Source organism: Haloferula sargassicola (assembly GCF_040362925.1).
Lineage (GTDB): Bacteria > Verrucomicrobiota > Verrucomicrobiia > Verrucomicrobiales > Akkermansiaceae > Haloferula > Haloferula sargassicola.
On sequence record NZ_BAABRI010000002.1, the window covers coordinates 258,174 to 277,517 of the forward strand.

The 19,344-nt window shown below is 63.7% G+C and carries 14 protein-coding genes; 7 read left to right on the forward strand and 7 right to left on the reverse strand.

Annotated features, from left to right (window positions below):
* The first annotated feature begins 80 nt into the window (after window positions 1–80).
* Window positions 81–1,871 (forward strand): hypothetical protein, encoded by a 1,791-nt coding sequence (locus tag ABXH26_RS02560; RefSeq protein ID WP_353565463.1) that lies wholly within the window; start codon window positions 81–83, stop codon window positions 1,869–1,871.
* A 235-nt stretch (window positions 1,872–2,106) separates the two neighbouring features.
* Here the strand turns inward: ABXH26_RS02560 and ABXH26_RS02565 are convergent, their stop codons facing one another.
* The 6 genes from ABXH26_RS02565 to ABXH26_RS02590 form a co-directional block, all read right to left on the reverse strand.
* On the reverse strand, window positions 2,107–3,303 hold the full coding sequence (locus tag ABXH26_RS02565; protein ID WP_353565522.1) for a S8 family serine peptidase: 1,197 nt from the start codon (window positions 3,301–3,303) through the stop codon (window positions 2,107–2,109).
* Window positions 3,304–3,535: 232 nt separating this feature from the next.
* Window positions 3,536–3,805, reverse strand: coding sequence for a S8 family serine peptidase (locus ABXH26_RS02570; RefSeq protein WP_353565464.1), 270 nt, complete (start codon window positions 3,803–3,805; stop codon window positions 3,536–3,538).
* Entirely contained in the window at window positions 3,741–4,670 is a 930-nt protein-coding gene (locus tag ABXH26_RS02575) for a hypothetical protein (RefSeq protein WP_353565465.1), read from the reverse strand. The genes ABXH26_RS02570 and ABXH26_RS02575 overlap by 65 nt, the downstream gene beginning before the upstream one ends.
* Window positions 4,671–4,880: 210 nt before the next feature.
* On the reverse strand, window positions 4,881–5,708 hold the full coding sequence (locus tag ABXH26_RS02580; protein WP_353565466.1) for an AAA family ATPase: 828 nt from the start codon (window positions 5,706–5,708) through the stop codon (window positions 4,881–4,883).
* 829 nt (window positions 5,709–6,537) lie between these two features.
* Window positions 6,538–9,357 carry a TOTE conflict system archaeo-eukaryotic primase domain-containing protein gene (locus ABXH26_RS02585; RefSeq protein WP_353565467.1) on the reverse strand — a complete coding sequence of 940 codons (2,820 nt, stop codon included), beginning with the start codon at window positions 9,355–9,357 and terminating at the stop codon, window positions 6,538–6,540.
* Between the two features lie 167 nt (window positions 9,358–9,524).
* Complete coding sequence (locus ABXH26_RS02590) at window positions 9,525–9,941, reverse strand: hypothetical protein (RefSeq protein WP_353565468.1); 417 nt, start codon at window positions 9,939–9,941, stop codon at window positions 9,525–9,527.
* Window positions 9,942–10,068: 127 nt separating this feature from the next.
* On the opposite strand from ABXH26_RS02590, the gene trpB reads away from it, so the two are divergent.
* Together trpB and ABXH26_RS02600 are read left to right on the forward strand one after the other, a co-directional pair.
* Complete coding sequence (gene trpB / locus ABXH26_RS02595; RefSeq protein WP_353565469.1) at window positions 10,069–11,271, forward strand: tryptophan synthase subunit beta; 1,203 nt, start codon at window positions 10,069–10,071, stop codon at window positions 11,269–11,271.
* A 135-nt stretch (window positions 11,272–11,406) separates the two neighbouring features.
* On the forward strand, window positions 11,407–12,342 hold the full coding sequence (locus ABXH26_RS02600; RefSeq protein WP_353565470.1) for a sugar phosphate nucleotidyltransferase: 936 nt from the start codon (window positions 11,407–11,409) through the stop codon (window positions 12,340–12,342).
* A gap of 8 nt (window positions 12,343–12,350) precedes the next feature.
* On the opposite strand, the gene ABXH26_RS02605 is transcribed toward ABXH26_RS02600, so the two are convergent.
* The gene (locus tag ABXH26_RS02605; RefSeq protein ID WP_353565471.1) at window positions 12,351–13,718 is read right to left on the reverse strand and encodes a hypothetical protein; all 1,368 of its coding nucleotides are present in this window, start codon (window positions 13,716–13,718) and stop codon (window positions 12,351–12,353) included.
* Window positions 13,719–13,852: 134 nt separating this feature from the next.
* Here ABXH26_RS02605 and ABXH26_RS02610 point away from each other — a divergent pair, with 134 nt between their 5' ends.
* The 4 genes from ABXH26_RS02610 to ABXH26_RS02625 are packed head-to-tail and all read left to right on the forward strand — an operon-like array spanning window position 13,853 to window position 19,076.
* Complete coding sequence (locus tag ABXH26_RS02610) at window positions 13,853–14,800, forward strand: hypothetical protein (RefSeq protein WP_353565472.1); 948 nt, start codon at window positions 13,853–13,855, stop codon at window positions 14,798–14,800.
* An 11-nt stretch (window positions 14,801–14,811) separates the two neighbouring features.
* On the forward strand, window positions 14,812–15,762 hold the full coding sequence (locus ABXH26_RS02615) for an ABC transporter ATP-binding protein (RefSeq protein WP_353565473.1): 951 nt from the start codon (window positions 14,812–14,814) through the stop codon (window positions 15,760–15,762).
* Window positions 15,759–17,441 carry a hypothetical protein gene (locus ABXH26_RS02620; RefSeq protein WP_353565474.1) on the forward strand — a complete coding sequence of 561 codons (1,683 nt, stop codon included), beginning with the start codon at window positions 15,759–15,761 and terminating at the stop codon, window positions 17,439–17,441. Before ABXH26_RS02615 ends, ABXH26_RS02620 begins: the two co-directional genes overlap by 4 nt.
* 48 nt (window positions 17,442–17,489) lie before the next feature.
* Entirely contained in the window at window positions 17,490–19,076 is a 1,587-nt protein-coding gene (locus tag ABXH26_RS02625) for a GNAT family N-acetyltransferase (protein ID WP_353565475.1), read from the forward strand.
* The last annotated feature ends 268 nt before the right edge of the window (window positions 19,077–19,344 follow it).

The window sequence follows — 19,344 nt, forward strand, 5'->3', positions numbered from 1 at the left end:
CCGGGGCAAGGAACTCCGACAAGCGCCGGCCGGGAAATCCGCGCGGTTGAAATCCCGGCCCGGGCAGAGAAGCTCACCTCATGCCGACGCTGCACGATACCCTGTGGAATCAAACGGTCGATGAACTCCGCTACCGGCTCAAGTTCCTCGCACCCGCCTCGAAGGCGACGAAGAAGGCGGACTTCATCGATCGCATCAAGGCGGAGCTTTCCGGCCCCGGGTTGGCGATGGCGATGGATCAACTCGACGAAACCAGCCGCCTCGCCGTGATTGAGGCGGTCCACAATCCCGGCCTCTTCCACGACGCTCCGCGCTTCAGCGCGAAGTACGGCCGCGACGCCGTCTTCTTCACCGTCCCGGAAAAGCCCGGCTTCTCCTCCCGATATCAGACGCCGCAGAATTCCACGCGGTTAAATCTGTTTTTCTACTACGATGGCCCCAGTAGATCCCGCGTAGTTCCGTCCGATCTGGCCGCGGCATTACGTCCCCTGGTGCCCGCTCCGGCGGCGGTCACCGTGCCGTGCATCCCGGAGCCCGTCGCAACGGAGGACCGGTGGGTCCGCCACACCGAGGGCGAGGCGCTTTCCGAACTCGGCGCGATGCTCCGCCTCGCGGCCACCGGCAAGCTCGGATTCGGCGGGAAAACCGGTATGCCGTCGAAGAACTCGCTGGCCGCCATCGAGACCGCGCTGACCAGCGGCGATTGGTTTCCGCCCGAACGGGTACACATTCCGAATCCGCAACCCTGGGATCAAGAAATCGGCCCGATCAAGCCGGTCGGCTGGACCCGCATGCTTTATGCCGCCGGGCTCGTTTCCATCGGCGGCTCGAAATCCCTCCTCACGCCGCAGGGGCGAAAGGCCGTGGCAAAGCCCGCTGGGGAGGTCATCGCAGCGATCTGGCGGAAATGGATCGCCAACAGGGACTACGACGAGTTCAACCGGATCGACGTCATCAAGGGGCAGTCGGTCAAGGGTTCTCTCACAGCAAGGGCACCGCGCCGTTCCGCCGTTTTGGAGGCCCTCGGAAAATGCCCGACGGGCGAGTGGATTCCCTTCGACGGCTTCTCCCGCTACATGCGCGCCGCGGGGATCTTGTTCGAGGTATCGAACGATCCCTGGAAGCTCTACATTGCCGACCGCGAGTACGGCGCGCTGGGCTACGATGGATTCGGCGGCTGGGATGTATTGCAGAACCGCTACCTGATGTGCTTCCTCATGGAGCACGCCGCCACCCTGGGCCTCGTGGACATCGCCTACGGGATCCCGGACCACGCCCGTCCGGTGGACAACTGGGGCATGGACGACTACCTGTGGCTGTCCCGCTACGACGGGCTGGAGGCCTTCCGCATCAATCCGCTTGGCGAGCACGTGCTGAGCGGAGGCAACACCGCCTTCCATCCCACCCGCCCCGCCGCGCAGGTGCGCCTCACCGTCCTGGGCAACCGCACCATCCGCGTGGCCTCCGGGAGCCTCTCCCCCACCGAGCGTCTCCAGCTCGAAACCTGGGCCCAGCCCGAAGGCGACGATGCCTTCCGGCTCGATGACTCCCGCGCGCTTGATGCCGTGGAGTCCGGCCAGGACCCCGATGGCTTTACGAAATTTCTCGAAGAGCGCGACGACCAACCGCTTCCGGAAACGACGCTCGCCTTCCTCATACAAGCCCGCGAGAACGGCGATGCCGTCCGCCAATCCGGCGGCGCCATCCTCTTCGAGTGCCGCGACGCCCGCACCGCCGATCTGATTTCCCGCAGCAAGGATCTCGAGAAACTCTGCCTCCGCGCCGGTGAAACCACCCTCGCCGTCCGCGAGGAGGATCTCGGCATGTTCCGCAGGCAGGTGCGGCTACTGGGGCTCGGGATCAAATGTTGAACCGGCTCGGCAGAAAACACCTGCCCGACACCCTGATCGCCGCCACCTGGTGGGCCGCGGGCATCAGCGAGGTGTTCACCGAGGGGTTTTGAAGTCTTCGACGCATTTGCCCTCCACACGGTCCGTGCGGGGGAATGAGTCTCGATCCCGATGATTCCCCGACGACGAAGCAAGCCCGCGCAGTCAGCGCGAATGGCATTGAGAACGGATGGAAGGATTGGAATGGCGAAGAATCCTACATCGCCTCCACTGGCACTCCGATCAGCGTCGAGATCGTCGAATAGATCGGCAGGTTTGTCTCCGACTCCATGCTGACGATCAGGCTGTACCGGATCCGTCGTTCATGGCAGTCGTGGCATTCGTGACCCTCCGGAAACTTGCGCGTGCGCCACCAACCCGTCACCGGCAGCACCGCGATCTGGTCCATTCTGGCCAAATAGGCTGCCGGGCCACGCCAAACATCTTGGTGCAGTGAGCCTTCGATGCGCCTGCCTTGTGTGCCGAGCACCCAACCGCTCCGATCCGCAAGCTCGGAGGAGGAACCGTCATCCTCTTCCTCCGCCGTGGTCCGCGCGTTCAGACCACTCTGAAACGCGAAGTTCGAATCGGTAGGCCCCTTGACCTCGAAGCGGAGTCCACAGTTTGCGTAGCGATACCGGCCTCGGGTCGGCTGCGCACGGGAGCCGGGATTCGGCTCGATGAAGTAGGAGAGCGTGATCCGCAAAGTGACATCGGCCTCTTCCGCGCCGAGCAAAAGCTCCGTCGGCCAGGGGAGTGAGTGGATGTGCCAGTCCTTCGTCGCGATGGAACTGCCGACTTTGTGAAATGGCTGAAGCTCGTTCTCGCAGACGATCGTCGCCGCGCTCTCGGCACTCGCCAGCGCCCGCCGCTCGTCCGGCTCTCCCCAACCGACCTGTCGCAGCAGCTCCTTGGTCTCCATGGCACTCATCCGGTGCGGATCACGCCCGTTGAGCATCCGCGCCGTCCATCGGGCCGAGTGTACGACCAGACCGCGGATCGTCTCCGGCCACAGTTCCGGGTATCGCTCCTGCAAGCGGGCACCCAGCCGGGCGGCCAAGGCTGTCGCGCAGCTGGTATCGGCAAATGTCGTCAGGAACGGCGTGGGAAACCGCGGAGAGGTTGTCAGAGGGCGGAGCGAATCGAAGGGGATCGCATCCCCCGATTCGTCACGACCCCAGTTGCCTCCCTCCATTACGATGTCCGGCTTGAAGGGCCAAAACTTCGTCCACTTCTCCGAAGTCCGGGATGTCGGACCCAAACCACCGGCGGCTGCGATGGCTTTCGAGCGACCGGCCTCGTCGGTCTCCTCAAGAATCTGGTCGAAGCGCGTCGTAGCTCCTACGGTCACAGCGTTCCATGCCTGGGACGGGATCCTCGATTCCTCCCTCCACCGCCAAGAGGCTGCCTGGATACTCGTAACCGTTCACGAGGTCTCGATAGTTTCCCGCCGCGGTGAAAAGCAGACGGCGCGGTCGAGGATCGGCTTCATCCGCCTCCATCGCCCCGGCGATCGCCGCATCGACGGCCGCCGACCACGAACTCGGCCGCCCGTCCGCATGCGGAGCGTCCGCCGTGATCGAATTGCAATACGACCGAAGACGGACCGCTTGGGACTCGGGGAGGGAAATCGCGGACTGCATCACCTAGCCGTAAAGCTCCGGCTCGTGATCCCCGGTGTTCTTGAGCACCTTGACCGATTCCAGTCGATGGCCTTGCCGCCACGCCTTGCTGGATCGCAGCAGCTCCACCAGATTCCCATAGAGCGCCAGCCCCGCCATCTGCGTGCCGTGGGGTGCCGCCGGATGGTCCGCCGTCCCGGACGGCGGATCCACCGTGTGCATGTCGTCCTTATGGAGCCCGGGCGCGATCAGCGGGTGCCCGCGGTTCACCCCGACGTCCAGAAGACTTACCACCCCGGCCGACTCGGGTGCGAAGTCGATCCGCTCCAACGCCTCCTCCTGCCAATCGGCTTGCTCCCCCCACGGCCATCTCGACGAGTGGCAGCGAACAGGTGCGCGGCGACCTCACTTCAGCCAGGCAGTTCAAAAGAGCCAACGATCCTTCCAGTTGTGCCCGGGTTCCACGGACGGGCCGGACCACGTGCTCGGGCAACTGCAGGCGGGAATTCCCGGTTTGGATCCCTTTCACTTCGCACTCACCCAGAAACTGCGCTTCCCAGTCGAACCCGCCCCGCCGGATCCAGACCTCCCACCAGCAATCCATGTCCGGGGCGGGCAGTGGTAGATTCTCGGTCCACAGCGCCTCCAGCGCCGCGTAGCCGATGGAACGCACGTTCGCCCAGAGATCGTCCCCGGTCATCGGCCCGTGACTCGGATTCCCCTTTCCGTAATTATCGACCTTCCCCTCGAAAGTCGTGAGCTTCCCGTAGGGCACGAAGACCGCCGCCCTGGTGATCTCCCGACCTTCGCTGCCGGTGGTCTGGGAATTGAGAAGCTCGATGCAGTCCCGCTTCCTCGTCGCCCTGATCTGATCGAAGCTCTCGACCTTCAACGGATATCCCGGTTCTGATTCGATCCGCAGGATTAGTCCGTAGTCGGACAATTTCTCCTCCGCGATCTGTTGGGCCGCGCCGGCCTCCTCAAAGCTCTCCCGCGCGCTCGTCAGGCCCTGGAGGAGAGTCCTTGCCTGCGAAACTCGGTTTTTGTCGAACCGCTTGAACCCGCTGCCGCCTCCAGCTTGAGGATGGGTGTAGGAATCCGGAATCGCCTTCCCGGAAAACGGGATGTGCGGATACCGAAGGTGGTCGTCATCTGGCATGGACCGCTCAGTGATTCAGGAAAAGCCGCCGCTCGGTAAGGGCGTCCACCAGCATCGCGGTGACCACCCGGCTCTTCCGATGGATGAGCATCCCTTTGACCGCCTCCTCGCATGCCCGGGTGATCTCAGCGTAGCTGAGTCCCTTCGCCGCCGGGAGGATCTACGGCCACGACAAGGTCGAGACTTTCACCCCGGCCAGACGGTCCTTGATCACCTGCCGGATCTCGTCCTCGCCGGGCAGCTCGAATTCGACCAGGTCGTCAAATCGCCGGTAGAGCGCCTTGTCGAGCCGCTGGCCGTGATTGGTGGCCGTGATTGGTGGCCGTGATTGGTGGCCGTGATTGGTGGCCGTGATTGGTGGCCGTGATTGGTGGCCGCGATAATCAGGCTGTAGCTGGACAACCGCTCGATGAACAGCAGGAAGGAATTCAGCAGGCGCCGCATCTCTCCCACCTCTCCCGGAGCATCGCGGGTGTAGCCGATCGCGTCGAACTCGTCGAAAAAGTAGATCGCCCGCGTTTCGTTCGCGGTGTCGAAGATGACCCGCAGCTTTGACAACGAATCGCCCAGGTAGCGGCTGATCAGCGTATCGAGCCGTATCACGAACAGCGGCAGCTTCAGCTCGGACGACAGGGCGCTCGCCGTCATCGTCTTCCCGCATCCTGGCGGTCCGGTGAAGAGCAGCCGCTGCCGCGGTCGCAGGTTGTGCTCCTTCAGCCGGTTCAGGTTCTGTTGCTCCGCCACAATCCGCTCCACCCGCTCGCGCAAGGTCGGCGTCAGCACCAGGTGCTTCACCCGGAGGTCGGAATGAACCGGTTCGAGCAACTCCGCCGCCTCACCCTGCGGCTGTGAAAGGGGAAGGATGTTCGCCTGCGCCCGTCTTTCCCCCTTCCGGGCCTTCGCCTGCTCGACCAGATCACGAATCTCACGCGCCAGCTTCGCATGCCCCGCCCGCGCCTCCGCCGCCGCCACTTGGAGCGCGACTGCGTAAAAACGCGCCTCGTCCCCGTGGCCGTGGCTCTGGAGAAGGGCTTTCACCTGTGCAGCTGATGCCATGCGGAGTGAGTCTTTAGGAAGCCCTAATTAAATTAAGTGGTGCTAGCCAGCCGGTATTCGACGGTGCCCGGCCATGGATACGGCGGTATCGGCCTGATGTCGATCATCTGCTCAGAGCGGCGATTACCCGTTTCCTTGGACTCGCATGCATCGGTTCCAAACCCGGGAGCAAACTCAACGTCCGCGACCGGCCTGTTTGCCCTCCGGAGGCACCTGTCGCATGATCTCCACCCAAAGAGGCAGGGCAAACTTGCCTCCCGACGCGCCGTGCAGAGTGGTAGGAATGTCGCAGCCCACCCACCCCGCACACGTGAACTCAGGGTCCGAACCCAAAAACCAGTTGTCCCGTGCTTCGTTGGTGGTTCCGGTCTTTCCAATCCAATCACGCCCGGGTTGGTTCGCTCGTTTGGCGGTGCCGTGGGAAAAGACCTCCGCGAGGCACTGTTTGGTCACCCGGCAAGCCGCAGGGTCCGCAACGATCGGGGTGCTCGTCGGGGCAGTTATAAATCAGCCCCCATCTTCCGCTTCAATTTGGGAGATGATGTGAAGCGGCGGGCATTCGCGTCCGTCGAGTCGGAAGATGGTGAACGCCCGGGTGATCCTGGCCAGCGATGAGGAGAAAGCCCCGATGTAGGATGTGTGTGACTGTATCCTGGTCCATTTTCGTCCCGAGCTTGATCGCCCTGGTCGCACACCTCGTCGATCACTCTTGTGCTCGAAGAATGGAAAGAGGTTATGGCACGGATTGCGCGTTCTGTCGATTCCGTGCCGGAGCTGGACGGATGATTTCAGGCACGAGATCAACATCGCGTCACCTTGTCCGCCGCCGGTGGGCGACAGCACGGTGGATGGCATCAAGGGTGGCGTCGAGGTGCTTGGACAGGTCCTCGGTGAGGAAGCGGAGGACGTGGCAGCCGTGTTCCTGAAGCAGCACGTCCTTGCGGCGGTCGCGGCGGTAGGCGGCGGGGTTGGAGAGGTGTTGCGGGCCGTCGATCTCGATGGCGAGCTTGAGGGCGGAGGCGTAAAGATCGACTTCCATCTCGCTCCAGCCGTCGAAGGGGATCGGCAGCTTGACGTTGAGGCGGAACAGGCCGGCGGTTTCGGTCAGGGATTCCAGGCGTTGGAAAAGGAACGCTTCCGCGGCGCTGCGGGCACGAGATTCGTCGGAGACGGGTCGGCTGGCGGCGACGAAGAGACCCGCCAACGGGACATCGACGCCATCTCGGATGAGCCGCCGGACACTGGCGGCGTAGTCGTTTTTCCATGCGGTATCGACCGGCAGCGGCACTTCGACGGGCCAGCCGGGCATAGCGCTGGCCGGGAGCAGGATCGTGTAGCCGACCGCCTCGTAGCCGGCGCAGCGCTTGTCAAACATGCGGGAAAGCATCGGCACGTCGAGGTCGGCGTAGTCGTGGATGCGGACCTCGCGTTTGCCGTCGTGCAGGCGGTGGAGGCGTCCGGCGTATTGGGCGATGGTGCCGCGCCACGACACGGGCATGGTGAGAAACAAGGTGTCGAGCCGCGGGTCGTCGAAGCCTTCGCCGACGAAGCGTCCGGTGGCGATGACCACGCGGGCTTCATCGGCGGGGATGGCGGCCAGTGTTTTCATCGCCGTGCGCAGGGCCTTGCGGCCCATACCGCCTTGCAGGATGACGAGATGAGGAACCTGCGGGCGAAGCAGTCCGGCGAGCGTTTCGAGGTGTTCGGTTCGTTCCGTTAGAACAAGGGGCGATCGCCCTTCGCGCAACGCGGCGATCACTTCGTCGCGGACCATTTCATTGCGCGGCGCGCAATCGATCAGTTCGGCGCAAAGGTTCTGGTATTCGAGGCGGCGGTCGGGATCGGGTTCGGTCAAAGATCGGAAACCGGTGGGCCGGACCAGCACATGGTGGGCGAACGGCCGGGCCTCGGCCTGTTGTTTGGCATCAACGCGGTGCCGGACCGGGCCGCACTGCATGAAGATGATCGGGTGATGCCCGTCCTTGCGTGCGACGGTGGCGGAGAGTCCGCAGACGAAGCGCGCTTTCGTCCGCCTGGCGACTTGTTCGAAACTTTGCGCCGAGAGGTGATGGCATTCGTCCACGATGAGATGGCCGTAGTCCGCCACGCGGTCATCGACCACCCCCTTGCGCACCAGACTCTGGATCAGCGCGACGTCGAGGTTTCCGGTGAGTTTCTTGCGCCCGCCGCCGAGCCGGCCGATGGACTTCGCCGGAATGTCGAGGAAGGCGGAGAGTCGTTCGACCCATTGCTCCATCAGTTGTTGCCGATGGACGAGCACCAGCGTGTTCACTCCCCGGGCGGCTATCAGATGAGCGGCGAGCACCGTCTTGCCGAAGGCGGTGGTGGCGGACAACACACCGGTGTCATGGGCCAGCATGGCGGCGGCGGCCGTTTCCTGCTCCGGGCGGAGCTTGCCTGTGAAAGCGACATCCAGCGGTTTGCCCGCCACGCGCTCGTCGCGGATCCGGGCCTTGATCTTGTGGGCTTTGAAGAACGCCCGCAATTCATCGAGGCATCCGCGCGGCAGACCGACGTGCTCGGGAAGGTCCTCGGCACAGCCGATGATACGAGGTTTGTCGTAGGTCGGTAGCCGCATGGCCTGGGCGCGGTAGAACTCGGGATTCTGGAACGCCGCGAGGCGCAGCAGGCGGTTGCGCAGCGGGGCGGTTAGCGCGTCCTTGGCGAGATAGATCTGATCGCCGAGAACCACTTCGACTTTGGATGGGAGCGGGCCTTCGAGCGGTGGTTCTCTGCGGCGGCGAGACGGTGGGGCATTCCATGGCTCCGGATCGTTCTCGTCGTCGGCGAGAACGAAGCGCACTCCGGTCACCCGGCCGCGCGTTTCCGCATCGCGGGCGAGGGTTTCCACCTGCTCTTTGGACAGGCGGCGGACGCTGGAAAGAAAGGCCCATTGGTCGGGCCATGGCTCCAGCGCGTCGTCCACGAACACGCTGTTGCCGTTCATGCGCGGCGTCTTTTGCAGCGGCAGCGCGATGAGATTGCCGAAGCCGCCTTTCGGCAGCGTGTCCTGATTCGGGAACAGCCGGTCGTAGGATGCGAGGCCGATCTCGGGCCGGCGCTCCATCGTTTCCGTCAGGAGGAAGGATCCGACCTTGCGGGCGAGGGTCGCGGGCACGGCTTCGGCGAAGAACAGCCAGACGTGGCCGCCGTTGCCGGAGCGGGAGCGTTCGAGGGCGGCGGGGATGTCGAGCTTGTGGCAGGTGGCCATCACCGCGCGCACGTCGTCGCCCCAGGAATCCTTGTCGAAATCGATGGCGAGGAAATGACAGGTCTCGTCGATCAGCATCGGATAGACTCCGGCGGTGAACGCCGCGCCGGACGAGTCCTTTCCCGAAAGGTGCCGTCGGATCACTTCATCGGTGACCGGCAGGAAGGCGCGATGGGGGCAATCGGCGCACTTGATCCGGGGTTTTTCGCAAACGCCGCGCACCCATTCGTTGCCACAGGCAGGGGCGTAGCCGGAGCGGCCGCTGCGCTGGCTCTCGAAACGCCGGGGATACACGTCGTTCCGGCCGCGGAACAAGGAGCGGAAGAGTGCCACCTTCTCCACCACCGGGCTGTGGTGGTCGATGCGGCCCTCCGCGTTCTGGATATCATTTCCCTGCATGGCACTGTGTGTCGCGGATGCATCGGGAAGTGACCTTCATCGCCTGCCGAATGTCAAAACCACGGTGCTATGGAGAAGGGGTTTTCAACCCCTTGGGTGGTGGGTGGAAGATGAAGGAATTGCAAATTCCTTCTCCGTAGGGTCACCGCAGCGCGAGGGCGTCGGCATCACGTCGGAGGTTGCGGTTTGTCACCCGCATTGCGTTTCCCCACCACCACGAGGTGGGTGGCATACGCTTCCTCGATCTTCGGTTCGCCGCTGCGGGAGAAGCGCAGGCTGTGGCTGCGGTGCCGATAGACGGTGAGCGAAGGCTTCAGATTCAGGTCGTGCGCATGAAAACGGAGCAGGCGGAGGATGCGGCCGGCCTTGGTGAGGTTGCAGCGGATCACGCGCTCCAGCACGGGAACCTGCCCGCGCTTCCAGCGTTCGAGATCCGTGGGCATCAGCAGGCCCATTTCGACGAAAAGATCGACGGGCGCGACGAAGCGCTGGCGGGCGAGGATGCGGGAAACCGCCGCCACGATCTTCGGGTAATCCTTGAACTCCCGGTAATTGGCGACGGTGGGCTTGGGAGGTTTGGACATCGAAAGTGCGGTAGGACGGAAACGAGAAAGAGAATGGCCGGGCAGGTCCAGGGTCGAGCGGAAAGGCAAGAGCGGATTGCTTGCGACAATTGATTTCCCCGGCGGGCTGTGGTTTCGTCCGGCCGCCATGGCAGCGACGCTTGTTCCAGATGCGACCGGACACTTCGGGAAGTTCGGGGGGATGTTTGTGCCGGAAACCCTGATGGCGCCTCTGGCCGAGCTGACGGAGGCCTATGAGGCGGCCCGGAAGGATCCGGCGTTCCAAGCGGAGCTGGATGACTTGCTGGCCAACTACTGCGGGCGACCGACTCCCCTCTATTTCGCGGAGCGGTGGACCGAGAAGCTCGGCGGGGCGAAGATTTACCTGAAGCGCGAGGACCTGCTCCATACGGGCGCGCACAAGATCAACAACGCGATCGGTCAGATCCTGCTGGCGAAGCGGCTCGGGAAAAAGCGAATCATCGCGGAAACGGGGGCCGGCCAGCACGGGGTGGCGACGGCGACGGTGTGCGCGCGCTTCGGGATGGAGTGCGTGGTTTACATGGGCAAGGTGGACATGGAGCGGCAGGCGCTGAACGTGGCGCGGATGCAGCTGATGGGAGCCGAAGTCCGGGCGGTGACCGCGGGGCAGGCGACGCTGAAGGAGGCGGTCAACGAGGCGATGCGCGACTGGGTCGCCACGGTCGATCACACGCACTACATCCTCGGCTCGGCGCTGGGGGCGCATCCGTTTCCGATGATGGTGCGGGATTTCCACCGGGTGATCGGGGTCGAGGCGCGCCAGCAGATTTTGGAAAAGGAAGGTCGCTTGCCCGACCTGCTCGTGGCCTGCGTGGGCGGCGGATCGAACGCGATCGGGCTGTTCCATCCGTTCATCGACGATGAAAGCGTGCGCCTGGTGGGCGTCGAGGCGGGGGGCCTGGGCATCCTGCCGGAAAAGCACGCGGCGCGATTCCAGGGCGGGAAGCTCGGGGTGCTGCAAGGCACGAAGACGTGGTTGCTGGCGAACGACGACGGGCAGATCGAGCTGACGCACTCGATTTCCGCGGGGCTCGACTACGCGGCGATCGGGCCGGAGCACGCTTACCTGCAGGACATCGGTCGGGCGGAATACACCTACGCAACGGATGATGAGGCGCTGGCGGCGTTCAAGGAGCTGGCGCATTGCGAGGGCATCCTGCCGGCGCTGGAGAGTTCGCACGCGATGGCCTACGTGTCGAAGGTGGCGGGCAGCCTGCCGAAGGATTCCATCCTGATCGCGAACCTCTCGGGCCGCGGCGACAAGGACGTGGCGCAGGCGGCGAAGCACTTGCTGGGCTTGGATTTTTGAACCGCAAAGTCACCAAGGGCTGCCGGGGACTTTGATCAGGATGGATAGGATGAACGGGATGGATGGGATTGGTTCTCGGGTTCTGTTTTTCAAACCATCCTATTCATCCCATCCATCCTGGTCCCTCAATTGGATATGATCCGGAAAGCATTTTTGTTAGGTGCGGGGCTTGGGACGCGGTTGCGGCCGTTGACGAATGTTTTGCCGAAACCGCTGGTGCCGCTGTTTCACAAGCCGATGGTCGGCTGGGCGGCGGAGCGGTGCAGGGCGGCGGGGATCGAGAGCTTCGCGGTAAACACGCATCATCTGCCGGGAAAATGGATGGACCCGGAGTGGGGCGTGCCGTGCGAAGGTGGCTGGCGGGAGTCAGCGCTTCGCGGGGGAAACGGGATCGTGGCGATGGAGGGGGACTGGATGGGCCGGCCGACGCATCTTTTCCATGAACCCTACCTGCTGGAAACCGGTGGCGTGATCCGCAACATCGAAGCATGGATCGGGGACGAGGACGTGCTGGTGCACAATGGCGACATCTACTCGTCGATGCCGTTGGAGCTGCTGATCGAGGCGCATGAGCGGTCGGGAAACGCGGTGACGTTGGCGCTGCGCAGCGAGGGCGCGGGGCGGCACATCGCCTTCGATGGCGAACGGGTGCGCGACATCCGGAACAGGATCGGACAGGGCGAGGGCACGCATCACTTCAGCGGGGTGTATTGCTTTTCGCCGGAGTTGCTGGAGTTCATCCCGAGGGGGGGAAAGGTCTCGGTGATCCCGGCATTTCTGGAACTGGCCAAACGCGGCCGGATCGGCGGGGTGCTGCTCGACGAGGGCGTGTGGTTCGACCTCGGCGACGAGGCCAGCTATCTCGCTGCGCACCGCGACCTCGGTCTGGCGGATGCGATTCACTCCGGGGCGAAGATTTCGCCGCAGGCGGAGGTGGAGCGGTCGGTGATCGGCCCGCGGGCGGAAATCGAGGCCGGCGCGGTGGTGCGGGACTCGGTCGTCTGGGCGGGCGCGCGGGTGGCGGCGGGAAAGGCCGTGGAGTCGCGGGTGGTGATGGGAAACCCAAATTGAAAGAGCGCCTACTTCAGGGAAATCACGCTGGCTTTCACGGAGATCGGCTCATCGCCGAATGTGCCTAGCGTGGTTTCGATCCCATTGACGACCGTCAAACCCGACACAAAATCGGACGCCCTTCTAAAATGGGCGAGGTGGATGGCGAGGTCGATGAGAGAGCCATTGCTGGACCGATTGGGGGCTAAATCGATCATCTGATCGCTGACTGAAAGATGAGCTTTTTCACCTGATCGGGTTAGAATCATGGCGTCGGCATTCCCGGCGCCAATGCTGCATTCAATGAGATGGGGTGAAATTATGCAGCCGGATGTTGAGATCTCCTTGAGCAGATCAAGGTTATCTTGAGTATCGATAACAAAAATACGCTCTCCTCTCGGATCATAGCCCGCAAACGCATTTGCTGTTTCCGATCGAAACCCCATCGACCTCAAGAGATCTTGCGCCTGAGTCAAGCCTTCGGGGATGATTTCCTTAACATCTTCAGGGATTGCGGTGATCATCTCAACCGGGTCGGAAAAGCGGGCAGCGGGGAACTTGAGACATTGAAAGAACAGGCCATTCGGCAGCGCGACCGGATCGGTGTGAGCGTGGCTTCCGGCCAATGGCAACCTGGCTGTGGTGCCATCTTCAGTTTGACGGATTTGCCCAGCTGGGGTTCCCCACCAAGTAACGAATTCCAATCCAAGGGTGACGGAGCTTTCGAGATCGTCCATTCTCCACTTGGCCACGCATAATGGTTTGGAGGCGACAAGGGTGACCGCGGTTTGGATTCCTACCTTTCCTGAAGGTAAGGCGCTTTCGACATGGACGGAAATGTCAGCAAGGGTTTGTTCGGAATTGAAGTTGGAGCAGAATTCCCAATGCACATCCCCCATGGTCGCCGATGACGTGCACCCGGAGCGAGACCTGATTTTCAGTGATCGGTGCTCACTGCCGGACTTGAAATCCAACGTGAGGATGGCCTGGACGGGCGTTGCCAGTTCGAAGATGGTGTGATCGAGGAGGTAGAGGTCGGCCGCGCTCCCTCGCGCGACAACTTGGCGACGCGATTGGTTCCAAAATACGAAGTCTCCTGGGAAAGTCCGCGGTTCGAGTACCTTCAACTGGCCGTCGTCGGCCGATGACGAAAACGGGTCGAAATTCGGATCCAGTGTCTCAGGAGCTAACACCGGAATCTTCAGGATGCCTGACAAGTCCCAGAGTTCATCCTGATTGGAAACGAGGTCGGAGTTTTCGATCGTGCCGACGGCTCGCGTAAGTTGATGCAAGCCGCCAACCTGAAGCAGCTCAAGGGGGATGTTCCAAGCCATCGTCTCGGCTTGCGAAAGCCCGACCGAGACGAAGCTGATGCAGACCAGTCGGAGCAGGGCCATGCGGTAGGCTGAACTCAACGGAACCACTTTGCAAGGATCCGGAGCCGGCAAGCCGACGTGAGGATTGATTTGGCTTGGCGAAGTTTTCACGGCAGGCTCACGGCAGCTTCACTCGAACCTGTTCTGATCCACCCATGTCTTCCTCTCTTCGCATGGCGGTCCCGTTGGTTCTCGGTCTGGTGATCGGGGGCGTGGGCGCATCGTTTTTCCGCGACAGCCTGCCGGGCGAAAAGGGGTCGGCGGAGGAGCGGGTGAGCGAACTCGAGGCCGAATTGAAGAAGGCGGAGAACCGGATCGCGGCCTTCGAGGCGGATGGGAAAACGGATCACCGCGAGCGGACGCTGCGCGAGGGGATCGGCGACATCGCCCGCAAGCTGCGCGACGGCGGCAAGGTGACGCCCGACGACCTGCTGCGGGCCACGCAACCGCTGGCGCGCGATCTTTCGCCGATCTTCGAGCGGATGCATGCGAAGCAGCTGCAGCGCGAATACGATGCGTTGGCTGGTGAGGTGGCCCGGAAGTATGACCTGACCGATGAGCAGCAGCAGCAGGTGAAGGCGTGGTTCGAGGCCCATGCGCAGGAGCAGGCCGAGCACTGGATGAACGTGGTCAGCCGCGAGGGGGCGACCATGACGGACCTGGCCGAGGCGGCCCAGAATGCGCGGGCGGACGACGGACTGGACGGCTTCATGAGCACGGTGCTGCAGGGCGAAAAGCTGGCCCAGTTCCGCTCCGACCGGCTGCACGAGAAGGCCGGGCGGGTGCAGGACTACGCCGACATGCGGGTGCAGCGGATCGACAACATCGTGGACCTCGATGAGTCCCAGCGCGACCGGCTTTTCGGCGTGATGGCGGCGGGCTCGCCGGACTACGACGCGTCGATGCGCTTCGAGGGGGCTTCAGGGGAAATCGAAGCCCGCCCCGGAGTCGATCGTGAGCAGGCGATCGAGTCGGTGCTCACGCCCGGTCAGCGGGAGGCTTACCAAACCTACAAGGATCAGCAACGCGAGGCGGCGAACAAGGAGATGTCCGAGTTCGGGCTGACCCTGCCGGCCGACTGGGACCCGCTGGACTGGCGATGATGGAAGGCGAGGTGACAGCGCGGCCGACGGCGATCGAGATCCGCGACCTGCGGGTCGACTACGGCGATTTCGTGGCCGTGGACGACGTCTCGCTGAAGGTTCCGGCCGGCGAAGTGTTCGGCCTGGTGGGCCCGAATGGGGCGGGGAAAACAAGCACTTTCCGGGTGCTGGCGACCTTGATGGAGCCGACTTACGGCGAGGTGTTTCTCGATGGGGTGGACATTCTGGAGGACCGCGAGCAGGCACGGCGGATCGTGGGCTACATGCCCGACCTGGCGCCGGTGCCGACGGACCTGAAGGTGTGGGAGTTTCTCGATTTCCATGCGGCGGCCTACGGGATCGGTCGTCGAAAAGCCCGCCGCGAGCGGGTGGCGGAGTGCCTGGAGGAGGTGCGCATGTCCGACCAGCGCAACGCGTGGTGCCACAAGCTTTCCCGCGGCCAGACGCAGCGCGTGGTGCTGGCGAAGACGCTGCTGCACCGGCCCCGGGTGATGATCCTGGACGAGCCGGCGAGCGGGCTGGATCCGCTGGCCCGGCGCGATCTGCGCACGGCGCTGAGGAACCTGGCGAAGACCGGCGCCACGGTATTTGTCAGCTCGCACATCCTCAGCGAGCTGGCGGAGATGTGCACTTCCTTGTGCGTGATGAACCGCGGCAAGCTGCTCGCCGCGGGCACGGCCGAGGAGGTGCGCCGACTGCTGGGAAACGCCGGCCGCAAGGTGACGCTGCACTTTGTTTCCCGCGTGGAGCATGCCATGGCGTGGATGGAGGGGAAGCCGGGCATCGGCGCGATGGAGCGCGAGGGCGAGCGGGTCACGGTGGACCTGGAGGGCGATGATTTCCTACAATCCGAACTGATGGCGGGGCTGGTGAACGAGGGTTTCCGGATGCTGAGTTTCGAGGAAAGGCGGTCGTCGTTTGAGGAGATCCTGGTGGAGGTGGCCGAATCGAACCGGAAATGATGAGCGAGGAAACGAGAGCCGTGCGGCATCCCTGGTGGAAGGTGGGGAGCAATCCGATCTTCCGCCGCTACTGCCGCTCGCGGCTGCGGCTGAGGGGCGGCGGGGTGTCGGTGCTGCTGGCCGTGATGATGGCGGGCTTCCTGTTCGCGATGTCCCGGTCGATCAATTTCCATCGGTTCCACCTCCATCCGGAGGACGCGGAGAAGGGGCCGCTGATCCCGCTGCTGGTGCTCCAGGGCGTGATTCTTTTCATCCTCGGGACCGCGCAGGTGGCCGGCGGGATGACGGCAGAGCGGGACGAGGGGACGATCGATTACCAGCGGCTGATCCCGATGTCGCCGCTGGCCAAGGTGATGGGCTACCTGTTTGGCCTGCCGGTGAAAGAGTGGGCGATGTTCCTGGCCACGATGCCCTTCACGCTGTGGTGCGTGTGGTTCGGAAAGGTGGACTGGGGCGTGATGGTGAAGCTGTACGGCGTGCTGCTGTCGTCGGCGCTGCTGTATCATTTCACCGGGCTGGTGACGGGGACGGTGGTGAAAAACCGGCGGTGGGCGTTCCTGGCCTCGATCGGGCTGGTGGTCAGCCTCTACACGATCATCCCGCAGCTCGCGAAGCTGGGACTGGTGACCTTCCGCTACATGACGATCTGGCCGGTGCTGGAGGAGTCGCTGCCCTCGCTGCTGCCGCAGGTGCCGGCCTCGATGGTGAAGGCGACGCAGCGGCTGCTGCCGACGGTGAAGTTCTTCAACCTCGATTTTTCGGAGGCGTGGTTCACGGTGTTTTCGCAGTTCGGGCTGATGCTGACCTTCCTGCGGATGCTGTGCCGGCGCTGGGGGCGGGCGGAGTCCCACTTGCTCGGCAAGGCGTGGGCGACGGGGTTCTTCGTGTGGATCCAGGTGCTGCTGCTCGGCACGGCCCTCCCGGAAATCGAGCCGGGCAACATTTTCCCCAGCCGCGGCGTGTCCCGGCTGGTGCCGCTGGTGGGCGAGAGCGCCCCGGAAAAAGCGGAGGCGGTGGCGCTGGTGGGGGTCTACGGGGTGTTCGCGCTGCTGCTGTTGTATCTGTTCGCGATGATGATCACGCCGAGCTCCGACCGGCAGAGGGAGGGCTGGCGGCGGGCGCTCAAGCAGGGGAAAACCCGGCTGCCCATGTTCGGTGATCCTGCCACGGGTTTCGGCTGGATGGCGCTGATGGCGGCCGCCGGGGCGTTTTCGTGGTACGTTTTCACCAAGAGCATCGTCGAATCCGCGTGGTATCCGGGCCAGGTGGTGCCGCCGGCGGTGGGCGGGTATTTCGCGGTGGTGCTGCTGGCGGCGGTGCTGGGATTCCAGGCGCTGCTGGAGACCCGCGGCGGGCGGACGGTTTTTCTGGTGTCCATCTTTTCCGGGGCGCTGCCGCTGATGGTGGGATCGGTGATGGGTGCGATCGACGACCGGCTTTGGCCGCTGGCCGTGTGGATCATGGGCGTTTCCCCGATCACGCTGCCGGTTTATGCGGCGGGGAGCGTGCTGCAGATCGCCGAGCTGCCGCCGCTGGTGGCACGGGCGGTGCCGAAGGCGTTCCAGTTCTGGACCTTCGTGGCGGGTCTGAACGCCGCCTGGCTGGCGTGGCGTTTGTGGCAGAGCCGGCGCGCGATGGCCGCCGAGGTGCTCGGCGCGTCCGGAGATGAAGAGCCGTAGAAGTCGCCGTCGCTTGCAGTTTCGGGGAATTCCATCGAGTCTGGGCCCGTGCTGCCGAAGGAATACGACACGGAAAAGGGAACGGTGCTGGTGAGGAATCCGCGGGTCGATGACATCCCATCGATGATCGCCCTCCACCGCCGCTGTTTTCCGCACATGGTGGCGGCGGATGGAGCGTGGGAGGAAAATGAACTCCGCTCACACCTGAATGTGTTCGAAGAGGGCCAGTTGGTGGCGATCGTGGACGGAAAGATCGTCGGCGTGGCGTCTTCGCTGATCGTTTCGATGGGCCGCAATCCGCTGCGCGCCCACACCTACTACGGCATCACCGATGATGGCTATTTTTACAACCACGACCCGCAGGGGGACACCCTCTACGGGGCCGAGGTGTACGTCGATCCGGAGGCGCAGGGACGCGGGATCGGCAAGGTTCTCTACGAGGCGCGGCGGGAGCTGTGCCGGCGGCTGAACCTGCGCCGGATCCTCGCCGGCGGGCGGCTCTCGAACTACGCCGACCACGCCGATCGGCTGACGCCGGAGGAGTACGTGTGGCAGGTGCAGGACGGGAAGATCAAGGACCCGGTGCTGGGTTTCCAGATCTCCCAAGGCTTCGCGGTGCGCGATGTGATGCCGAACTACATCCGCGACCCGCGCTCGAAGGACTACGCGAGCCTGATCGAGTGGCTGAACCCCGAATACCAGGCGAGCAGCGAAAAGGAGGGCACCAAGGTGCGCGTGGCCTGCGTGCAGTACTCGATGCGCAAGGTCGATGGCTTCGACGACTTCGCGAACCAGGTCCGCTACTTCGTGGAAACGGCGGGCGAGGACTACGGGGCGGAGTTCGTGGTGTTTCCGGAGTTTCTCTCGGTGCAGTTGCTCAGCCACCTCAAGCCGATGGGCTCGCGCGAGGGCATCCGCAAGCTGGCGGAGTTCACGCCGCAGTTCGTCGAGCTGATGGGCACGCTCGCCCGCGAGCAAGGGCTGTATTTGATTGCCGGCTCGCACCCGGTCGAGCAGCCGGATGGCCGCTTGGAAAACACCGCGATGATCTTCAAGCCGGACGGGACTTACGTTTGCCAGCCGAAGCTCCACATCACGCCGAGCGAGAAGACCTGGTGGGGCATTTCCGGCGGCGACTCCCTGGTGGTGGTGCAGACGCCGAAGGCGCGGGTGGGCGTGCTGATCTGCTACGACGTCGAGTTTCCTGAAGCTGCGCGGTATCTGGCGGACCGCGGCATCGAGGTCCTGTTCGTTCCCTACTGCACCGACAACCGGCAGGGCTACCTGCGGGTCAGCACCTGCGCGGCGGCGCGGGCGATCGAGAACCAGATCTACGTGGTGACCGCCGGCGTGGTGGGCAACCTGCCGGACGTGCCGGCGATGGACATCCACTACGGCCGCGCGGCGGTCTTCACGCCGAGCGACTTCGAATTCGCCCGCGATGGCATCCAGAGCCAGGCCGATGCGAACGTGGAGACGATGCTGGTGACCGACCTCGACATTTCCGACCTCTATCGGTCACGCCAGAGTGGCGCGGTGACGCCGGTCAGCGATCGCCGGCGGGATCTGTTCGAGTTCCAAAACAAGCTATCGAACGAGATGATCCAGGCAGGCATTGAGGAGGGCCGTTTGTAAAAACGAGGCCGAGCGTCGGCGGATGGAGGGGCGAAATGGAGCGCCACCGAAAGTTTTTTTCAGGTCAAATCGGCATGAAATTGGGGAAGGAACCGGCGGCGAGAAGTTGCTTTAGATGTCTTAATGAACTCCATAAGACGTTGATTGCCAAACTTTTGACCCGATAAGTCCGGGCGGCGCAATGGGATCAGGGAGCCACCCTACGCGATCCCGTATCCGTGATTCCGTTAATATTTGGCGTTTGTGACCCCCAAGGTCGATTGGTATT